The sequence below is a fragment of the Brachybacterium sp. P6-10-X1 genome (assembly GCF_001969445.1).
In the GTDB taxonomy this organism is placed as follows: Bacteria; Actinomycetota; Actinomycetes; order Actinomycetales; family Dermabacteraceae; genus Brachybacterium.
Genome location: NZ_CP017297.1, coordinates 3407548 through 3424805, shown reverse-complemented (window position 1 = coordinate 3424805; position 17258 = coordinate 3407548). Strand labels below are relative to the sequence as shown.

At 66.3% G+C, this 17258-nt stretch carries 10 protein-coding genes, 1 tRNA gene and 3 rRNA genes; 2 read left to right on the top strand and 12 right to left on the bottom strand.

Annotated elements, in window-relative coordinates; genetic code table 11:
- Positions 1-29 precede the first annotated feature (29 nt).
- Complete coding sequence (locus tag BH708_RS15330; protein ID WP_076809913.1) at positions 30-707, bottom strand: TetR/AcrR family transcriptional regulator; 678 nt, start codon at positions 705-707, stop codon at positions 30-32.
- Between the two features lie 65 nt (positions 708-772).
- On the opposite strand from BH708_RS15330, the gene BH708_RS15325 reads away from it, so the two are divergent.
- Together BH708_RS15325 and BH708_RS15320 are read left to right on the top strand one after the other, a co-directional pair.
- Entirely contained in the window at positions 773-1627 is an 855-nt protein-coding gene (locus tag BH708_RS15325; RefSeq protein WP_076809912.1) for a hypothetical protein, read from the top strand.
- A 229-nt stretch (positions 1628-1856) separates the two neighbouring features.
- Complete coding sequence (locus BH708_RS15320) at positions 1857-2129, top strand: HPr family phosphocarrier protein (RefSeq protein WP_076811401.1); 273 nt, start codon at positions 1857-1859, stop codon at positions 2127-2129.
- Positions 2130-2136: 7 nt separating this feature from the next.
- Here the strand turns inward: BH708_RS15320 and BH708_RS15315 are convergent, their stop codons facing one another.
- The 11 genes from BH708_RS15315 to BH708_RS15265 all read right to left on the bottom strand — a co-directional run bounded on the left by BH708_RS15315 (position 2137) and on the right by BH708_RS15265 (position 17252).
- Positions 2137-3339 carry an MFS transporter gene (locus tag BH708_RS15315; RefSeq protein ID WP_083713658.1) on the bottom strand — a complete coding sequence of 401 codons (1203 nt, stop codon included), beginning with the start codon at positions 3337-3339 and terminating at the stop codon, positions 2137-2139.
- A 496-nt stretch (positions 3340-3835) separates the two neighbouring features.
- Positions 3836-3952: ribosomal RNA gene (gene rrf / locus BH708_RS15310) — 5S ribosomal RNA — on the bottom strand.
- Between the two features lie 109 nt (positions 3953-4061).
- Positions 4062-7132, bottom strand: a 23S ribosomal RNA gene (locus BH708_RS15305).
- A gap of 356 nt (positions 7133-7488) precedes the next feature.
- Positions 7489-9007 (bottom strand): 16S ribosomal RNA (locus BH708_RS15300).
- Together the 16S, 23S and 5S rRNA genes form the textbook arrangement of a ribosomal RNA operon.
- Positions 9008-9909: 902 nt before the next feature.
- Positions 9910-9997: transfer RNA gene (locus tag BH708_RS15295), tRNA-Ser, on the bottom strand.
- Between the two features lie 82 nt (positions 9998-10079).
- Positions 10080-10937 (bottom strand): universal stress protein, encoded by an 858-nt coding sequence (locus BH708_RS15290; RefSeq protein ID WP_076809911.1) that lies wholly within the window; start codon positions 10935-10937, stop codon positions 10080-10082.
- Between the two features lie 75 nt (positions 10938-11012).
- On the bottom strand, positions 11013-11855 hold the full coding sequence (locus tag BH708_RS15285; protein ID WP_083713656.1) for a LacI family DNA-binding transcriptional regulator: 843 nt from the start codon (positions 11853-11855) through the stop codon (positions 11013-11015).
- Positions 11856-11879: 24 nt separating this feature from the next.
- A complete protein-coding gene (locus BH708_RS15280) occupies positions 11880-14459 on the bottom strand; it encodes a hypothetical protein (RefSeq protein ID WP_083713655.1) in 2580 nt (859 codons plus the stop codon).
- Positions 14456-15316 (bottom strand): ABC transporter ATP-binding protein, encoded by an 861-nt coding sequence (locus BH708_RS15275; protein WP_076809909.1) that lies wholly within the window; start codon positions 15314-15316, stop codon positions 14456-14458. The genes BH708_RS15280 and BH708_RS15275 overlap by 4 nt, the downstream gene beginning before the upstream one ends.
- Positions 15313-16167: an ABC transporter ATP-binding protein gene (locus BH708_RS15270; RefSeq protein WP_076811394.1), complete on the bottom strand. Its 855-nt coding sequence runs from the start codon at positions 16165-16167 to the stop codon at positions 15313-15315. The genes BH708_RS15275 and BH708_RS15270 overlap by 4 nt, the downstream gene beginning before the upstream one ends.
- A gap of 170 nt (positions 16168-16337) precedes the next feature.
- Positions 16338-17252, bottom strand: coding sequence for an ABC transporter permease (locus tag BH708_RS15265; protein ID WP_076809908.1), 915 nt, complete (start codon positions 17250-17252; stop codon positions 16338-16340).
- Between the last annotated feature and the right edge of the window lie 6 nt (positions 17253-17258).

Below are 17258 nucleotides of genomic sequence, written 5' to 3'. Positions count from 1 at the left end.
GGCGACTGCTGGGAAGCGGCCGCGAGGGATCAGGCGGCGCTGTCGTCGGGGTCGGCGACCAGCCACTCCAGGACCAGGTCCTCGGGGATCGGGACCTCCGGCCCCAGGCCCGTGTACCAGCTCGGCAGCATGCGCAGCACGCCGGCGAGAAGCGGCTCCCGGTCGAGCTCCTGGCCGGCGCGCGCGTCCTGCTCCGTGTCGACCAGCCACTGGATGAGCAGGTCCAGGGAGCCACCCGCGAAATAGCGCGCCATCTGCGGGATCGGCGGGGACAGCGGCACCTGGTCACCGAGCCGGTCCAGCGCCACGGCGTGGAGATCGGCCAGGGTGCCGACCAGGATGAGGTACGTGCGATGGGAGAACTTCCAGTCCAACGCGCCCCGGAGGAATGCGTGGTGGTGGGCGACGTAGGCGACCATCGTCGCCGCCGAGACCCGCACCATCTCCTGGATGCTGCGCCCCTGCGCCGCCAGTTCGATGCTGCGTTCCTGCTGGCGGTCGAACATCGTCGCGAGCATCGCGCCCATCAGATCGTCCAGACCCGAGAAATGGCTGTAGAACGCGGCGCGGCTGACGCCTGCCCGCTGCGCGAGCGCGTTGACCGTGACGTCACCGTCGCGGGCGCTGAGGTCCCGTGCCGCAGCGAAGATCGCCGCCTTCGTCCGCGCAGGTCTGGGGTCCGGCGCACGGCCTGCTGTACTGGGCATCGCCCCATATTAGGCCCGACCTCCGGGAAGGCCCAGATCGTCCCGTCATGCGGCACGATGGGTTCATGGCCAGCTTCCTGCCCGGCTTCTCCGGTCGCCACCAGGTCCGCAGCCACCCCCTGCTCGAGGAGCTCGTCGGGCAGTCGATCATCCACACCCGGGTCGCCTCCCGCGGCACCTGGACCGTCACCGCGCGGGGCTGGGTGCTCCACTCCCGCATCCAGCAGCTGGCAGGCGCCACGCTCGGGTCCGACGAGGGCGGCGTGGTCGGGCTGCGCGACCCGCACCTGCTCGGCGGCGTGATCACGAGCGCCGAGATCCTGGGCGATGGTTCCCTCTCGCTCACGCTGAGTGCACCCGCCGGCCCGCTGCGGCTGACGAGCCCGCCGCGCTGGCGACTGCAGGGACCCCGGCGCGCGCAGCTGGAGGCGGAGAAGAAGGGACAGGTCGACGCGCGCCCCGCCGGGGAGGCGGTGTACGCGACCCCGGAGACGCTGGCTCTCTACGCCGCCTCCCGCCCCAGCGCCCTCGAGGAGCGCCTGCGCGAGACGGGACGGGATGCGTGGATCCACCCGGGACACGTGGTCGACCTGCTCGCCCGCTCCGGCGCACTGGAGGACACGGAGTTCGAACGCCGAGGGCCGGACCTGCTCGGGCGACTGCTCGGACGGGGTGAGATCCGTGCGGGATTCGTCAGCGGCGGGCGCTTCACACCCTGGGACCTCCCGCTCGCCGAGGTCGTCGAGCACATCGGGACGACGTGGGACGCGATCGGCGGGCGCACGCCCGGGCCGGGAATGATCGCCTGGTTCGAGCTCACCGACGCCGGTCGTGACGCCCTCGGACCGACGAGCCTGCAGGCCATGCCCCCAGGAATGTCCGGATACGACAGCCCGGGCGTCGTCGGCGGATTCCGCTGAGCGCTTCCCCGAGCGCGTGCCGCCACCCCTGACGGTGCATCTCGTACGCTACCTGCCCGGACCGCCCCGCACGGCACTCTTCTGCGCAGATGTCCGATAACTCTTCGGTCACATCAGGCCACGGTGAACGACCGGTGACCACGATCCGACCCCGTTCCGCCGCCGGCGTCCCGGCGAGCACCGATCCCCCGTTACGCTGGGGATCGACTCGTCGAGAAAGGCCGTGCAGATGCCAGAACGTACCGTGAAGATCGCCAGCACCAGCGGGCTCCATGCGCGCCCCGCGGCGATCTTCTCCCAGGCGGCCAGCGAGCAGATGGTCGAGGTCACCATCGAGACGGACGGTGCCGGTCCGGTCAAGGCCTCCAGCATCCTGAAGCTGCTGACCTTGAACGCGGACCACGGCGACGAGGTGACGCTGCGCTCCGAGGGCGAGGGCGCCGAGGACGCTCTCGACGCTCTCGCCGACCTGCTGGAGAAGAACCTCGACGAGAACCTCTGAGGCGAGGTCAGGCGGCCCGCGGCCGCACCGCGATCGACGCGAAACCGATGGCGGCCAGACCCCCGACGCCGGCCCCGAGCAGCATCGCTGCCGACGGACCCTGATGATCCACCAGCAGGCCGCCGACGACGGCACCGCTCATGATCGCCACCTGGAACGCGGTCACCTGGAGCGCCACGGCTGATTCGACTCGGCGCGGCTCGATCGCCGAGACCCACAGCTGCGTCGTCACAGGCACCATGTTGAAGCCGATCCCCCACAGCACCACCGAGACGGCGAGGACCGCCGTCTGCTCGGTGGTGCCCAGGAGGATGAGCGCAGCCGCCATGATCACCGGTCCGGCGGTGGCCGCCCAGCGCAGCCACCGCGACAGCGCCCCGCCCGCGAGATTGCCGAGGAGCCCGCCCAGACCCCACGCCAGCAGCAGCACCGAGACCATCGAGACGTCGATCGCCTCGATCGCGACCCGGATGTACGGATAGGCGGCGAAGTTCGCGAAGGCGGCCGCGAAGATCACCGCCACCCCGGCGACCAGGCGACGATTGCCCAGGACCACGCGCATCATCGCCAGCCCGGCTCCGGGCTGGGCCGGGACCGGCGGCAGCAGGCGCCACAGGACCCCTCCCGCCACGAGCGTCACCGCGGAGATCAGCACGAACACCGCCCGCCAGCCGATGACGTCCCCGAGCACGGAGGAGACCGGCACTCCGATGATGGTCGCGGTGCTGGTGCCGAGGGCGACGGTGGTGGAGACCAGCGCCGCGCGCCCCGTCACGTGGACCCCGACGGAGAGCGCGAAGGACCAGAAGCCCGCGATCGCCACGCCCAGCAGCACCCGGGCGGCAAGCACGACCGAGAGGCTCGGCGCGACGGCGACGACGAGGTTCGACACGATCGCGAGGCCGAGCAGGGACAGCAGCACGGCGCGGCGATCGGCACGCGGCAGGACGGAGGCGATCGTCGGCGCCGTGAGCGCTCCGGCCAGGGCGGTGGCAGCGACCGTGAGCCCGGCCCTGCCCTCGGAGACCTCGAGATCCGCGGCCATGCCGGGCAGGACGCCCGCCGGAATGAATTCTGCTCCCACGAGCGCGGCGGTGCCTGCCGAGAGCGCGAGCGAGGTGACCACGGGATGCCGACCGGGGCCCGACGCGTCCTGCGGTGCAGCGGGATGCTGGTCGATCGTGACGGTCTCGGGGGTGCAACTCGACATGGTTCCAGGATCTCGCTGATCGGGGGCGGAGGACAATGCTGCCCACATGGCGTACGGACACCTCGAGGGCAGCCAGGATCCACGGTGTGGCACAGCCGAGACAGCAGCCCCGGCACGCGCGCCGGGTGGCAGGCCGGCACCGGGACGCGCACAAAGCGGGAAGCCGGCTCCCGCCGCGCTCCGTGCGGCAGGCTGGCCCATTCCGCCAGCGCGGGTGCCCGACCATTCACACCCTGAGGCCCAACACGCGGACACCGCTGCCCGACGGACCGGGACGGGCACCGACAATCAGGGCACCGGCCACCAGGCACCGAGCACCGAGCACCGAGCACCAAGCACCAAGCACCAAGCACCGGACACCGGGCGCAGGGCGCAGGGCGCTGGGCGCAGGGCGCAGGGCGCAGGGCATCAGAGCACAAAAAAGGGGAGTGGGAGGCGCGAGACCAGCCTCTCAAACCGAAGGGGTCTCCAACAGCCTCCCACTCCCATGGAAGATGTCCGGCGGCGTCCTACTCTCCCACACCCTCCCGAGTGCAGTACCATCGGCGCAATCGAGCTTAGCTTCCGGGTTCGGAATGGAACCGGGCGTTTCCTCGATGCTATGACCGCCGTAACACGACGAGACAACCAGCCCACAAACACCACAACATAAGCGGTGCCCTGGGATTGTTTCTCCAGAACCACACAGTGGACGCGAACACACAACAATAAACAATAAACGTGTTGTTAAGTCATCAGCCATTAGTACCAGTCAGCTCCACACATTACTGCGCTTCCACATCTGGCCTATCAACCCAGTCATCTACTGGGGGCCTCTCACACCACAAGGGTGCATGGATATCTCATCTTGAAGCAGGCTTCCCGCTTAGATGCTTTCAGCGGTTATCCCTTCCCAACGTAGCCAACCAGCCATGCTCTTGGCAGAACAACTGGCACACCAGAGGTCAGTCCATCCCGGTCCTCTCGTACTAGGGACAGGACTTCTCAAATATCCAACGCGCGCAGCGGATAGGGACCGAACTGTCTCACGACGTTCTAAACCCAGCTCGCGTACCGCTTTAATAGGCGAACAGCCTAACCCTTGGGACCAACTCCAGCCCCAGGATGCGACGAGCCGACATCGAGGTGCCAAACCATGCCGTCGATATGAGCTCTTGGGCAAGATCAGCCTGTTATCCCCGGGGTACCTTTTATCCGTTGAGCGACACCCATTCCACAATGGAGTGCCGGATCACTAGTTCCTGCTTTCGCACCTGCCCGACATGTCTGTCTCGCAGTCAAGCTCCCTTGTGCACTTACACTCAACACCTGATTGCCAACCAGGCTGAGGGAACCTTTGAGCGCCTCCGTTACTCTTTAGGAGGCAACCGCCCCAGTTAAACTACCCATCAGACACTGTCCCTGATCCGGATCACGGACCGAGGTTAGGAATCCAGAACGACCAGAGTGGTATTTCAACAATGACTCCACACTCACTGGCGTGAATGCTTCCCAGTCTCCCACCTATCCTACACAAGCCGTCCCAAACACCAATATCAAACTATAGTAAAGGTCCCGGGGTCTTTCCGTCCTGCTGCGCGTAACGAGCATCTTTACTCGTAATGCAATTTCGCCGAGTTCGCGGTTGAGACAGTGGAGAAGTCGTTACGCCATTCGTGCAGGTCGGAACTTACCCGACAAGGAATTTCGCTACCTTAGGATGGTTATAGTTACCACCGCCGTTTACTGGGGCTTAAATTCTCAGCGTCGACCCCCAAAAGGGTCTAACCGGTCCTCTTAACCTTCCAGCACCGGGCAGGCGTCAGTCCGTATACAGCGTCTTACGACTTCGCACGGACCTGTGTTTTTAGTAAACAGTCGCTTCTCCCTGGTCTCTGCGGCCCTCACCGCTCTCACGGTTCGGGCCCCCCTTCTCCCGAAGTTACGGGGGCATTTTGCCGAGTTCCTTAACCACGATTCTCTCGAACGCCTCGGTATTCTCTACCTGATCACCTGAGTCGGTTTAGGGTACGGGCGACCGTATTCGTCACGCCGGAACTTTTCTAGGCAGTACAGGATCACTCACCTTCGCCCCTACGGGATCCCCATCACGTCTGACCCTCATGGCCCCAGCATTACCCGGGGCCGGGCTGCACGCTTAGACGGACTATTCCATTAAGTCCGCGGAAGCTACCTCACTGCGTCATCCCACGCGCTGACCTACTACAACCTTGGTTCCCAGCCTCACCAACCTCCACACCCCGAAGGGTATGGGGCCAGCTCGGGTGGTTAGCATCGGAAGCCTCGGTATGGGTCCTCCTACGATCGGTTCGGGAATATCAACCCGATGTCCATCGACTACGCCTGTCGGCCTCGCCTTAGGTCCCGACTAACCCAGGGCGGATTAACCTGGCCCTGGAACCCTTGATCAATCGGCGGACGGGTTTCTCACCCGTCTATCGCTACTCATGCCTGCATTCTCACTCGTACAGCCTCCACCACTGGGTTCCCCCGCGGCTTCACCGGCTGCACGACGCTCCCCTACCCACCCCAGCACATACGTCTGGAGTGACACAGCTTCGGCGGTGTACTTGAGCCCCGCTAAATTGTCGGCGCAGAATCACTTGACCAGTGAGCTATTACGCACTCTTTCAAGGGTGGCTGCTTCTAAGCCAACCTCCTGGTTATCTCAGCAACTCCACATCCTTTTCCACTTAGCACACGCTTAGGGGCCTTAGCTGATGTTCTGGGCTGTTTCCCTCTCGACCATGAAGCTTATCCCCCACAGTCTCACTGCTGCGCTCTCACGTATCGGCATTCGGAGTTTGGCTAAGGTCAGTAACCCGGTGGGGCCCATCGCCTATCCAGTGCTCTACCTCCGACACGAAACACGCAACGCTGCACCTAAATGCATTTCGGGGAGAACCAGCTATCACGAAGTTTGATTGGCCTTTCACCCCTATCCACAGGTCATCCCCTCCATTTTCAACTGAAGTGGGTTCGCGCCTCCACGCGGTCTTACCCGCGCTTCACACTGCCCATGGATAGATCACTTCGCTTCGGGTCTAGAGCCGGCGACTGAACGCCCCGTTCAGACTCGCTTTCGCTACGGCTACCCCACACGGGTTAACCTCGCCACCGACCACTAACTCGCAGGCTCATTCTTCAAAAGGCACGCCGTCACCCCTCAAGGCTCCGACGGATTGTAAGCACACGGTTTCAGGTACTATTTCACTCCCCTCCCGGGGTGCTTTTCACCTTTCCCTCACGGTACTTGTCCGCTATCGGTCAAGAAGTAGTATTCAGGCTTACCAGGTGGTCCTGGCAGATTCACACCGGATTTCACGGGCCCGGTGCTACTCGGGAACAGCATCACGCCGCACACCAGTTTCGTCTACGGGGGTCACACCCTCTACGCCGTCGCACTCACCACGACTTCGACTACCACTATGCGTCCACGTCGATCCGCCGGCAGACAGACCAGAAACGTCCCACAACCCCCAACCTGCAACCCCTGCCGGGTATCACACAGACCAGGTTTAGCCACCTCCGCTTTCGCTCGCCACTACTCACGGAATCACTCTTTGTTTTCTCTTCCTGCGGGTACTGAGATGTTTCACTTCCCCGCGTTCCCTCCACACCACCTATACATTCAATGGCGGGTACCGCGACATGACTCGCGGTGGGTTTCCCCATTCGGACATCCTCGGATCACAGCTCTGTTGTCAACTCCCCGAGGCTTAACGCAGACTCACACGTCCTTCGTCGGCTCTTCTTGCCAAGGCATCCACCGTGCGCTCTAAAAAACTTAGCAACACAAAGACACAAAATCATAAAAATTGCTTACAAGATGCTCGCGTCCACTATGTAGTTCTCAAGAAACAACCCCACACCCACCACGACCACCACAACAGTGACTCATGACGAGGGAGGACCAGCCACACACCCCGACACCCACAGGCACCAGGGACGCGTGCAGCCTCACAACCCAATAGCGTGTCTCCACCTCGAACCAGCCCCACCCCACTCGTTCCACACCCCGCAACACGGAGTCGTACTAGAGCCAGCAAGAACCAGCGAAGTGCCCATTCATCGATGTTCCACCCGTGAGCAACCACCCCCACCACACTCGGGCAGGACGATGGCCACCATAATGGTGATGCTCCTTAGAAAGGAGGTGATCCAGCCGCACCTTCCGGTACGGCTACCTTGTTACGACTTAGTCCCAATCACCGATCCCACCTTCGACAGCTCCCTCACGAGGATGGGCCACTGGCTTCGGGTGTTACCGACTTTCGTGACTTGACGGGCGGTGTGTACAAGGCCCGGGAACGTATTCACCGCAGCGTTGCTGATCTGCGATTACTAGCGACTCCGACTTCATGGGGTCGAGTTGCAGACCCCAATCCGAACTGAGGCCGGCTTTTTGGGATTCGCTCCACCTCACAGCTTCGCAACCCATTGTACCGACCATTGTAGCATGCTTGAAGCCCAAGACATAAGGGGCATGATGATTTGACGTCGTCCCCACCTTCCTCCGAGTTGACCCCGGCAGTCTCCCATGAGTCCCCGCCACGACGCGCTGGCAACATGGAACGAGGGTTGCGCTCGTTGCGGGACTTAACCCAACATCTCACGACACGAGCTGACGACAACCATGCACCACCTGTGAACCAGTCCAAAGAAAGCCACATCTCTGCAGCCGTCCGGTCCATGTCAAGCCTTGGTAAGGTTCTTCGCGTTGCATCGAATTAATCAGCATGCTCCGCCGCTTGTGCGGGCCCCCGTCAATTCCTTTGAGTTTTAGCCTTGCGGCCGTACTCCCCAGGCGGGGCACTTAATGCGTTAGCTACGGCGCGGAAAACGTGGAATGTCCCCCACACCTAGTGCCCAACGTTTACGGCATGGACTACCAGGGTATCTAATCCTGTTCGCTACCCATGCTTTCGCTTCTCAGTGTCAGTAATGGCCCAGAGACCTGCCTTCGCCATCGGTGTTCTTCCTGATATCTGCGCATTTCACCGCTACACCAGGAGTTCCAGTCTCCCCTACCACACTCTAGCCTGCCCGTACCCACCGCACGCCCGAGGTTGAGCCTCGGGTTTTCACGGCAGACGCGACAAGCCACCTACAAGCTCTTTACGCCCAATAATTCCGGACAACGCTTGCGCCCTACGTATTACCGCGGCTGCTGGCACGTAGTTAGCCGGCGCTTCTTCTGCAGGTACCGTCACTCTCGCTTCTTCCCTACTGAAAGAGGTTTACAACCCGAAGGCCGTCATCCCTCACGCGGCGTCGCTGCATCAGGCTTTCGCCCATTGTGCAATATTCCCCACTGCTGCCTCCCGTAGGAGTCTGGGCCGTGTCTCAGTCCCAGTGTGGCCGGTCGCCCTCTCAGGCCGGCTACCCGTCATCGCCTTGGTGAGCCATTACCTCACCAACAAACTGATAGGCCGCGAGTCCATCCCCCACCGAAAAACTTTCCAGCAACCACCATGCGGTGGAAACTCATATCCGGTATTAGCCTCGATTTCTCGAGGTTATCCCGAAGAGGGGGGCAGGTTACTCACGTGTTACTCACCCGTTCGCCACTAATCAGGCAGTGCAAGCACCACCGTCATCGTTCGACTTGCATGTGTTAAGCACGCCGCCAGCGTTCGTCCTGAGCCAGGATCAAACTCTCCATGAAAACATAGAAAAATCCCAGCAAACAACAAACAACTAGCATAAACTGCTAATCATCCGTTAAAATTTGCCATTCAAAATAATGGCATCAATAAACAGACACGCTATTGAGATATCAAGCAACACGCGCACTCAGAGATCCGAACCTTTCGGCTCTTCAGCTCCGGGGCAACCCTTATAACTTAGGGGCACCGGTCCCCCATGTCAACTCGGTGGGATGTGATCCCCGCCGCGCCAACTCCTTCCGGAGAGACCTGTCGTACCCGCTAGTCCGAGATTCACGGTCAAACCTTCCGGCCTTTCCGCTGTCCCGTTCTGCTGGGCACGAGGAAGAACATTACGCAGGTCCCGACCACCCGTCAAGCCAGAATGGGGCCCCTGAGGGGTGACCGTTCCGACACCCTCCTGATGACGGTTGGCCGGACTTCTTGTGCTATTGACGCGTGATGGCGGCGGCGTGGAGCGCGTGAGTGCTGGACGTGTCCAGCCCCGCCGTGGACAATCCGCGCGTCGCGCGGTCGTGCGGGTCGCGGCATGGCGCGCTGCGCGGCACGGTGCGGGGCGCGGCATGGTGCGCGGCGGCACGATGCGAGCAGTGCGGATGGGCAGGAGGTGGTTCGCGCCAGCCTGCGGCGTCCTGGTTACCGATGCCCCGCGGCTCAGATGCCGGCGTTGAATGCGGGTCCTCCCGTCGTGGAGGTGGGCAGGACCCCGGGCATGGCCGGGATCGTTCAGCCCGACCGCACCACTCCCGCTGAGCGCCCGGCCCGCCCGTCGTCTTTGCCGTCCCCGAGCATCTGCGCCGTCTCCGCGCGTCCGTGCGAGGTGATGATCTCGGGAACGACGAAGGCCCCCGCCACGAGCTGGCGGGGGCCTTCGGTGATCGGGGAACTCCCTGATCAGAAGCGGTAGCGGCGGGATTTGAACCCGCGGTGCGGGGTTACCGCACACTTCATTTCGAGTGAAGCACCTTCGGCCGCTCGGACACGCTACCGTCGCACAGCTTAACGGGGCCGCGGGCCGGCGTTCAAACCGGAGAGCCGCCGACGCGAGTCAGGTCACGTCGCTGCGCGGGCTCACTCCGCTGCCGGACGGCGGACGACGAGGACGTTCCCCGTCGCGTGCAGGACGGTGGCATGGGCGGTCGAGCCGAACGGCCCCCGGCTCAATCCGCGATGGCCCATCACCAGGATGCGGGCGCCAGCAGCGGCGGAGAGCAGGCCCGCTGCCGCCGATCCCCCCTCGAGCATCCGTGTCTCCACGGTGAGCTCCTGGTGCCGGGACCCGGCGCGCTCGGCCGCCTGGTCGAGCAGGGACCGCGAACGACTCCCCCCGCTCCAGGCCTCGAGGCTGTTGGAGTACGGAGCATGGCCGTCGTCCTGGACATGCACGACCCGGAGCACGCTCCCCCACGTGGTGGCGAGATCCGCGGCGACGTCGACGGCCTCCCCACCGGCGTCGGACCCGTCGTAGGCGGCCAGCACCGGGCCGGCGTGGTGGTGCTCGGAGCGGATGATGGCGACCGGGCTGCCCGCGTCGTGCAGCAGTCCGCGGCTGACCGATCCCAGCAGTGTGCCCAGCACTGCACCGAGGCCGCGAGTGCCGACCACGAGCAGGTCAGCGCTCTGCGAGACCTCGTCGAGGACATCCCGGGGACTGCCGGGTATCAGGTCGGTGTGCACCGTGACCTCCGGAGCCTTCGCGGCGACGTCCTCGGCGACGTCGTCCAGCAGCCGCAGCGCCTGGTTGCGGGGGCCGGCCGAATCGATGACCGGGACACCGGCCATGCCGCTGCCCAGCAGGGGCCAGGTCCAGGCGTGCACGATCCGCAGCCCGACGTCCGTGCTGCGGGCGAGATCCGCAGCCCAGCGCACGGCGGCCGTCGATGCCGTGGTGTCGTCGTAGCCCACCACGATGCTTCTCGTGACATTCATGGTCCACACCTCCCCGTGCGGCGTTGCCCCAGGATACGCCGTGTCGCTCCGCGGGACGAGGAGCTCGGGCCCGCCTCAGGCGGTGACGCGAGCGAGCGAACCCCTCGGGGTGATGTCCGGCAGCTCCTGGACCAGACGCATCCCGTCGGCCGTCCCGGCGAGCACGGCTGCGGCCGCCCTGCCCAGGTCCATCCCGAGCTGGTGTGCGCGATGGCCGAGCACGGCGAGCGGGGGTTCGCAGACCTGGCAGGCCAGCGAGTCGTCCCAGGACACCAGGGAAACGTCCCCCGGGACGTCCAAGCCCAGCCCGCGCACTCGGGCGGCCCCGCCGATGGCCATGGCATCGTTGTCGAAGACCAGCGCCGTCGGTGGCTGGTCCCGGTCCAGCAGCGCGGCGGCGGCCCGGGATCCGCTCTCTGCGCTGTAGTCGCCCTCGTGGCGCAGCGAGGGCAGGTCGTGCTCGGCGACGAAGGCGTCGTAGGCCTCCTGTCGCCACTGGGTGTGCAGCAGGCCGCCCGGGCCCTCGACATGGCCGATGCGGCGATGGCCCCAGGCGACCAGGTCGGTCAGCAGCTTGCGCGTCGCCCCGGAATTATCGGTCAGCACCGCCGCGTCGGCCCCGCTCTGGCGGACGTCGCCGGCCAGCACGAACGGCACGCCCGCGGCCCGCAGCACGGCGGGGCGCGGATCGTCGCGCCGCAGGTCCTTGAGCACCACCACGTCGACACGGTGCTCTTCGGCCCAGCGGCGGATCACCGCGAGCTCCGCCTGCGGGGTGTCGACCACCTCGCTGAGCACTCCGTGGCCGGCGGCGATCGCCGTCTCCTCGAGTCCGCGCAGCACCAGCGTGTGGAACTGCTCGGAGCCCGCGGACCACATCGACCGCGGCGCCGGCACCCCGATCCGCCCTGTCCTCATCGCCCCGTCCTCATCGCCCCGTCCTCATCGCTTCATCCTCATAGCGTCGCCCTCATCGCCCGCCCCGCCCCGTCGCCCGCGCGCGCGGGCCACCAGATCGTTCGCACTGGTCAGTACGGTCGGGGCCAGGTACTGATGCGGGACGGCGGTCCCGGCGGTGCGCACCCGGAAGGTGGCGCTCTCGCCCGGCAGCAGGGTCAGCATCTGCCGCTCGACGACGGCATCGGGATCGACCTTGTCGGCGAGGACGCAGAGGTCGCGCACCGTGCCGGTGGCTCGCACACTGATCTCGACCCCGTGCTCGACCGCGGCCGCGGTGGCCTCATAGGCGGCGCCGAGCAGCTCGGCCTCACGGTCCTCGACGGGGAAGTGCACCGTCCGCCCGCGCAGCTCCCGTCCCCCGTCGGCCCGCAGCTCCACGACGAGGACCTCGTCCCTGATCCCCGACGGCGTCCGCAGCTCGGCGGGCACCGGCACCGTCGCCGCAGAGCGCGGCGCGACCTCCAGCTGCGATGTGGCCTCGGCGATCACCTCGCCGGCGAGCGTCTGTCGACGCAGGACCAGTGGCCCGTCGAGAGCCGCGGCGCTGTCGTTGACCACGCTGACCACCTCGTCACCTCCGCGTGGCTGCACGGTGATCAGCAGCGGGGCGTACAGGTCCCGCAGGGCGTACCAGAGCAGCTTGCGCCGGCCGTCCCCGTCGACCGCCGCCCAGGAGGTGACGGGCCAGCAGTCGTTCAGCTGCCACACGATGGTGCCGGCACAGCGAGGCCAGTAGGAGAGGTAGTGCCCGATTCCGCAGATCAGGGCGCGGGCCTGGTTGAGCTGGGTCGCGAAGTGGACATCGTCGAAGCCTTCGACCTCGGGCAGATGCGGGGCCATCCCGCGGCGCAGCTTGTCCTGCCCGCCGACGGCCTTCTGGTGGGAGAGCATCGCCGGGGAGTCGGCATCCAGCGGACGCTCGGTGACGGCACGGGTGATCGTCGCCCAGTTCGCCGGGCCCTGGTAGCCGAACTCGGCCGAGAACCGCGGGATCGTGTCGCGGTAGCGGCGGTAGTCGTTGTCCTCCTCGGAGGCCCACGCCACCCAGTTGTGGATGGTGCCGTGGTCGGGGTGGCGGGGCTGGTCGATCAGCGGCCGGGAGAAGGGGCTGGAGGGGGTGTAGCTGCGAGTGGGGTCCAGCTCCGCCAGCAGCGTCGGGAAGATCTCGGTGTAATAGCCGTACCCCCAGGTGGCGGTCTCGGGCAGGGTCTCCTTCCATCCCCAGTGGTAGTAGCCCTCGACGTTCTCGTTGCTGCCGTTCCAGTGCACGAGCGCGGGATGCCAGGCGAGGCGCACGATGTGCTCCCGGGCCTCGGCGATCACCTCGGAGCGCAGCGGCTCGCTCTCGGAGTAGGCGGCGCAGGCCATCGCGAAGTCCTGCCACACCATGATCCCGAACTCGTCGCACAGCGCGTACAGCTCCTCGGACGCGTACAGTCCCCCGCCCCAGATGCGCAGCACGTTCATGCCCGCATCGACCGCGTCGGTGATCGCCCTGCGGTAGTCGCGGGTGGTCAGTCGCGAGGGGAAGCAGTCCTCGGGGATCCAGTTGGCGCCCTTGGCGAGGATCGCCGTCCCGTTCACCGTGAGGGTGAAGGAGGTGCCGATCTCGTCGGGCTCCTCGACCGCGCCGGCGGTGCGGAAGCCGATCCGGTGGGTCCGGGTCCCCCGCAGCACGCCGTCGGCGTCCCGCAGCTCCACGGCCACTGCGTACAGGGGCTGGTCGCCGTATCCCCGCGGCCACCACAGCTGCGGGGCCTCGGCCGACAGCCGCAGGGCGATCTCGTCCCCCTGCGAACTCCGGACGGCCTCATCGATCTGGGTGCCGGAAGGATCCAGGAGGCGGGCGGAGACGCTCACGGCCTCGTCCCCGGGGCTGCCGGAGCGCTCGATCGGGACCTGCAGCGCCACCACGCCGTGCCCCTGATCGACGGTGACCTGCGGGCGGATCGGCGCCAGGCGCGCCGTCGACCATTCCTCGAGACCGATCGGTCCGGAGATCCCGCTGGTGACCAGCACGGGACCCCAGTCCCAGCCGAAGTTGCTGGCCATCTTGCGGATCGCGTTGTACGGCAGGTCGTTGCCGACGGCCGGCAGGTCCCCGAGCAGCTCGATGTTCTCCCGGGCTGTGGCCAAGGGGGAGGCGAAACGGATCTCCAGCGTGTTCTCACCCTCGTGCAGCGCGGAGGTGACGTCGAAGCGCCAGGAGCGGTGCTGGTTCTGGACGCTCGCGATGACCCGGCCGTTCAGCACCACGGTCGCGGCGGTGTCGAGCTCGGCCGCCACCAGGTCCACCCGGTCGGCGCCGCTCGGTGTCCACTCGAAGACGGTCGCGTAGGAGAGGTCCACCTCCCCGGACCAGGAGATCTCGTGCTCGTTCCGGTCGAGGTAGGGGTCCGGGATCAGCCCGGCCTCCAGCAGGTCCGTGAGGAAGGTGCCGGGGACGGTGGCGGGGACGTCCGCGATCGGGAAGGGTGCCGGACCGTCGGTGACGGTGAGGGCCCAGCCCTCGTGCAGGTCACGACGGGAGACGGGGCGCGTCGCAGGGGTCACAGTGGTCACGGGGCCTCTTCCAGGGCGGCGAGATGATCGGGCATGGGCACCCCGCGACGCTTCGCTTCGGCGAGGAAGCGCGGGTTGGCGCCGGGTTCGGGGGCGGCCACCAGCAGCTGCCGGGTGAATTCTGCCTGCGGATTCAGGATCACGTCGTCGGCCTCCCCCTGTTCGACCACATCGCCGTGGTACATCACCAGGATCTCATCGGAGAAATGGCGGGCGGTGGCCAGGTCGTGCGTGATGTACAGCAGAGCCAGGTTCTCCTCGCGCTGCAGGCGGGCCAGGAGGTTCAGCACCCCGAGCCGGATCGACACGTCGAGCATCGAGACGGGCTCGTCGGCCACCAGGATGCCGGGCTCCGGGGCGAGGGCGCGGGCGATCGCCACCCGCTGGCGCTGCCCGCCGGAGAGCTCGTGCGGCTTGCGGTCGATGAACGCGGAGGCGGGGGACAGATTCACCCGATCGAGCAGGGCCAGGGCCTTCTCTCGGGCGGTCTGCTTCGTGGCCTTGCCGTGCAGCAGCAGGGGCCGTTCGAGGTGGTGGCCGATGCTGTGGAACGGGTTCAACGAGGCGAAGGGGTCCTGGAACACCATCTGCACCTGGTCGCGATAGGCCGCCAGTGCCCTGCCCCGTCGGCCGACGGGCCGGCCGTCCAGGGCGAGGGTTCCCGAGGTCGGCGTCTCCAGCTGGGCGATCAGCTTGGCGATCGTCGACTTCCCCGAACCCGACTGCCCCACCAGGGCGACGGTGCGCCCCGGGGTCAGCTCGAAGCTCACCGCCTTGACGGCCTCGAGGCGGCTGAAGCGCAGACCGTCGCGCAGCAGGTAGGTCTTGGACAGGTCGGTGGCCGTCAGGGTGCTCATCGCGTCTCCTCCGCGTCGAAGCCGGCTCGCACGAAGTCGCCCGCGTCCCCCGTGAGCGAGGGGAAGGAGCCCAGCAGCCGGCGGGTATAGGGGTCGCGGGGTGCGAAGTAGAGGTTCTCGGCGGTGTCCAGCTCGACGATCCGTCCGCCGCGCATGATCGCGATCCGGTCGGAGATCTCCAACAGCATCGGCAGGTCATGGGTGATGAAGACGACCGCGAAGCCGAGCTCGTGGCGCAGCCGCAGGATCTCCTGGAGGATCTCCCGCTGGACAACCACGTCCAGTGCCGTCGTCGGCTCGTCCATGATCATCAGCTGCGGATCCAGCGCGAGGGCCATGGCGATCATGACGCGCTGGCGCATCCCGCCGGAGAGCTCGTGGGGGAAGGCCCCGAGGCGCGCGGGGTCCACGCCGACCAGCTCGAGCAGCTCGCGCGAGCGGCTCAGCCGCTCAGCGGCCTCCAGGTGGGGGCGGTGGGTGGTGAACACGTCGGCCAGCTGGGCACGGATGCTCAACACCGGGTTCAGCGAGTTCATCGCCCCCTGGAACACCATCGCGATCTTCGACCAGCGGAAGGCGCGCAGTTCCTCCCCGGACAGCGAGAGCACGTCGACGTCGCCGCCGTCGTTGTCGTGGAAGGTGACCGCCCCGGACGAGACGCGCGCCGGCGGGCGGTGCAGCTGGTTCAGGCCGTACGCCAAGGTCGTCTTGCCGCAGCCGGACTCCCCGGCCAGGCCCAGGATCTCCCCGCGACGCAGCGTGAACGATGCGCCCTGGACGGCGTGGACGGGAGGATCGACCTCGTAGACCACCGACAGCTCCTCGACGCTCAGCACGGGCTCCTCGAGCACGGGCGAGCCGATGCCGGAGCGCGCCTCCTCCAGACTGGCCAACCGGTCGCGCGAGGCCCCGGCGTCGGAACCGGCGGTGACGGCCTCGGCCTCCGCGGAGACGCCGCGGGTGCCGGCGGCGGTGGCGCTGTCCGGGGACGCGGATCCTCGGGTGGTGGTGTCGGGGAAACTCATGCCATCGCCTCCTTCTTCTGCGCTTTGGTCGCCTTCTTGGCCTGCTTGACCTGCTTCGGTGCGCTGCGCAGGCGCGGGTTGATGATGCCGTCGATCGAGAAGTTGATCAGCGACAGCCCGCAGCCCAGCACCGCGATCAGCAGCCCCGGCGGCACGAACCACCACCAGGCGCCGAGGGTGAGGGCCTGCCCGTTCTGGGCGTAGAAGAGCATCGAGCCCCAGGTCTGCGTGCCCACCACGCCGAGACCGATGAAGCTCAGACCGGCCTCCCCCAGGATCGCGGTGATCAGCGCGAACACGAAGCCGCTGGACATCACGGGCAGCAGGTTCGGCAGGATCTCCACGGCGATGATCCGGTGCGGCTTCTCGCCGGCGATCTTCGCGGCCTGGACGTAGTCGCGCGTCCGGATCGACAGGGTCTGCGAGCGCAGCACCCGCGCTGCGGCGGCCCAGGAGGTGATCGCCAGGATGATCGCGATCAGCAGCAGACCGCGCTGCTGGACGTAGGAGCCGATCACGATCATCAGCGGCAGTCCGGGCAGGATCAGCACCACGTTGGTGAACAGGGAGAACACCTCGTCGAGCCACCCTCCCAGGTAGCCGCCGAGGATCCCGAAGAACCCGGAGAGGAACAGGGCGAGCACGGCGACGATCACCCCCACCAGGAGGGATCCGCGGGTGGCCCAGGCCAGCTGGGCCAGGACGTCCTGCCCGGTCTGGGTGGTGCCCAGCAAATGGTCGGCCGACGGCCCCTGCATGCCGTAGTTGTGCACGACCAGAGGGTCGTCCGTGAAGAAGGGGGCGATGAGACCGAACAGGACGATCATCACCACCAGGCCGACGCCGATGGCCAGGGACGGGGTGAGATTGCGGCGCACGGCGGCGCCGAATCGCGCGGGTGTGGAGGTCATGTCAGC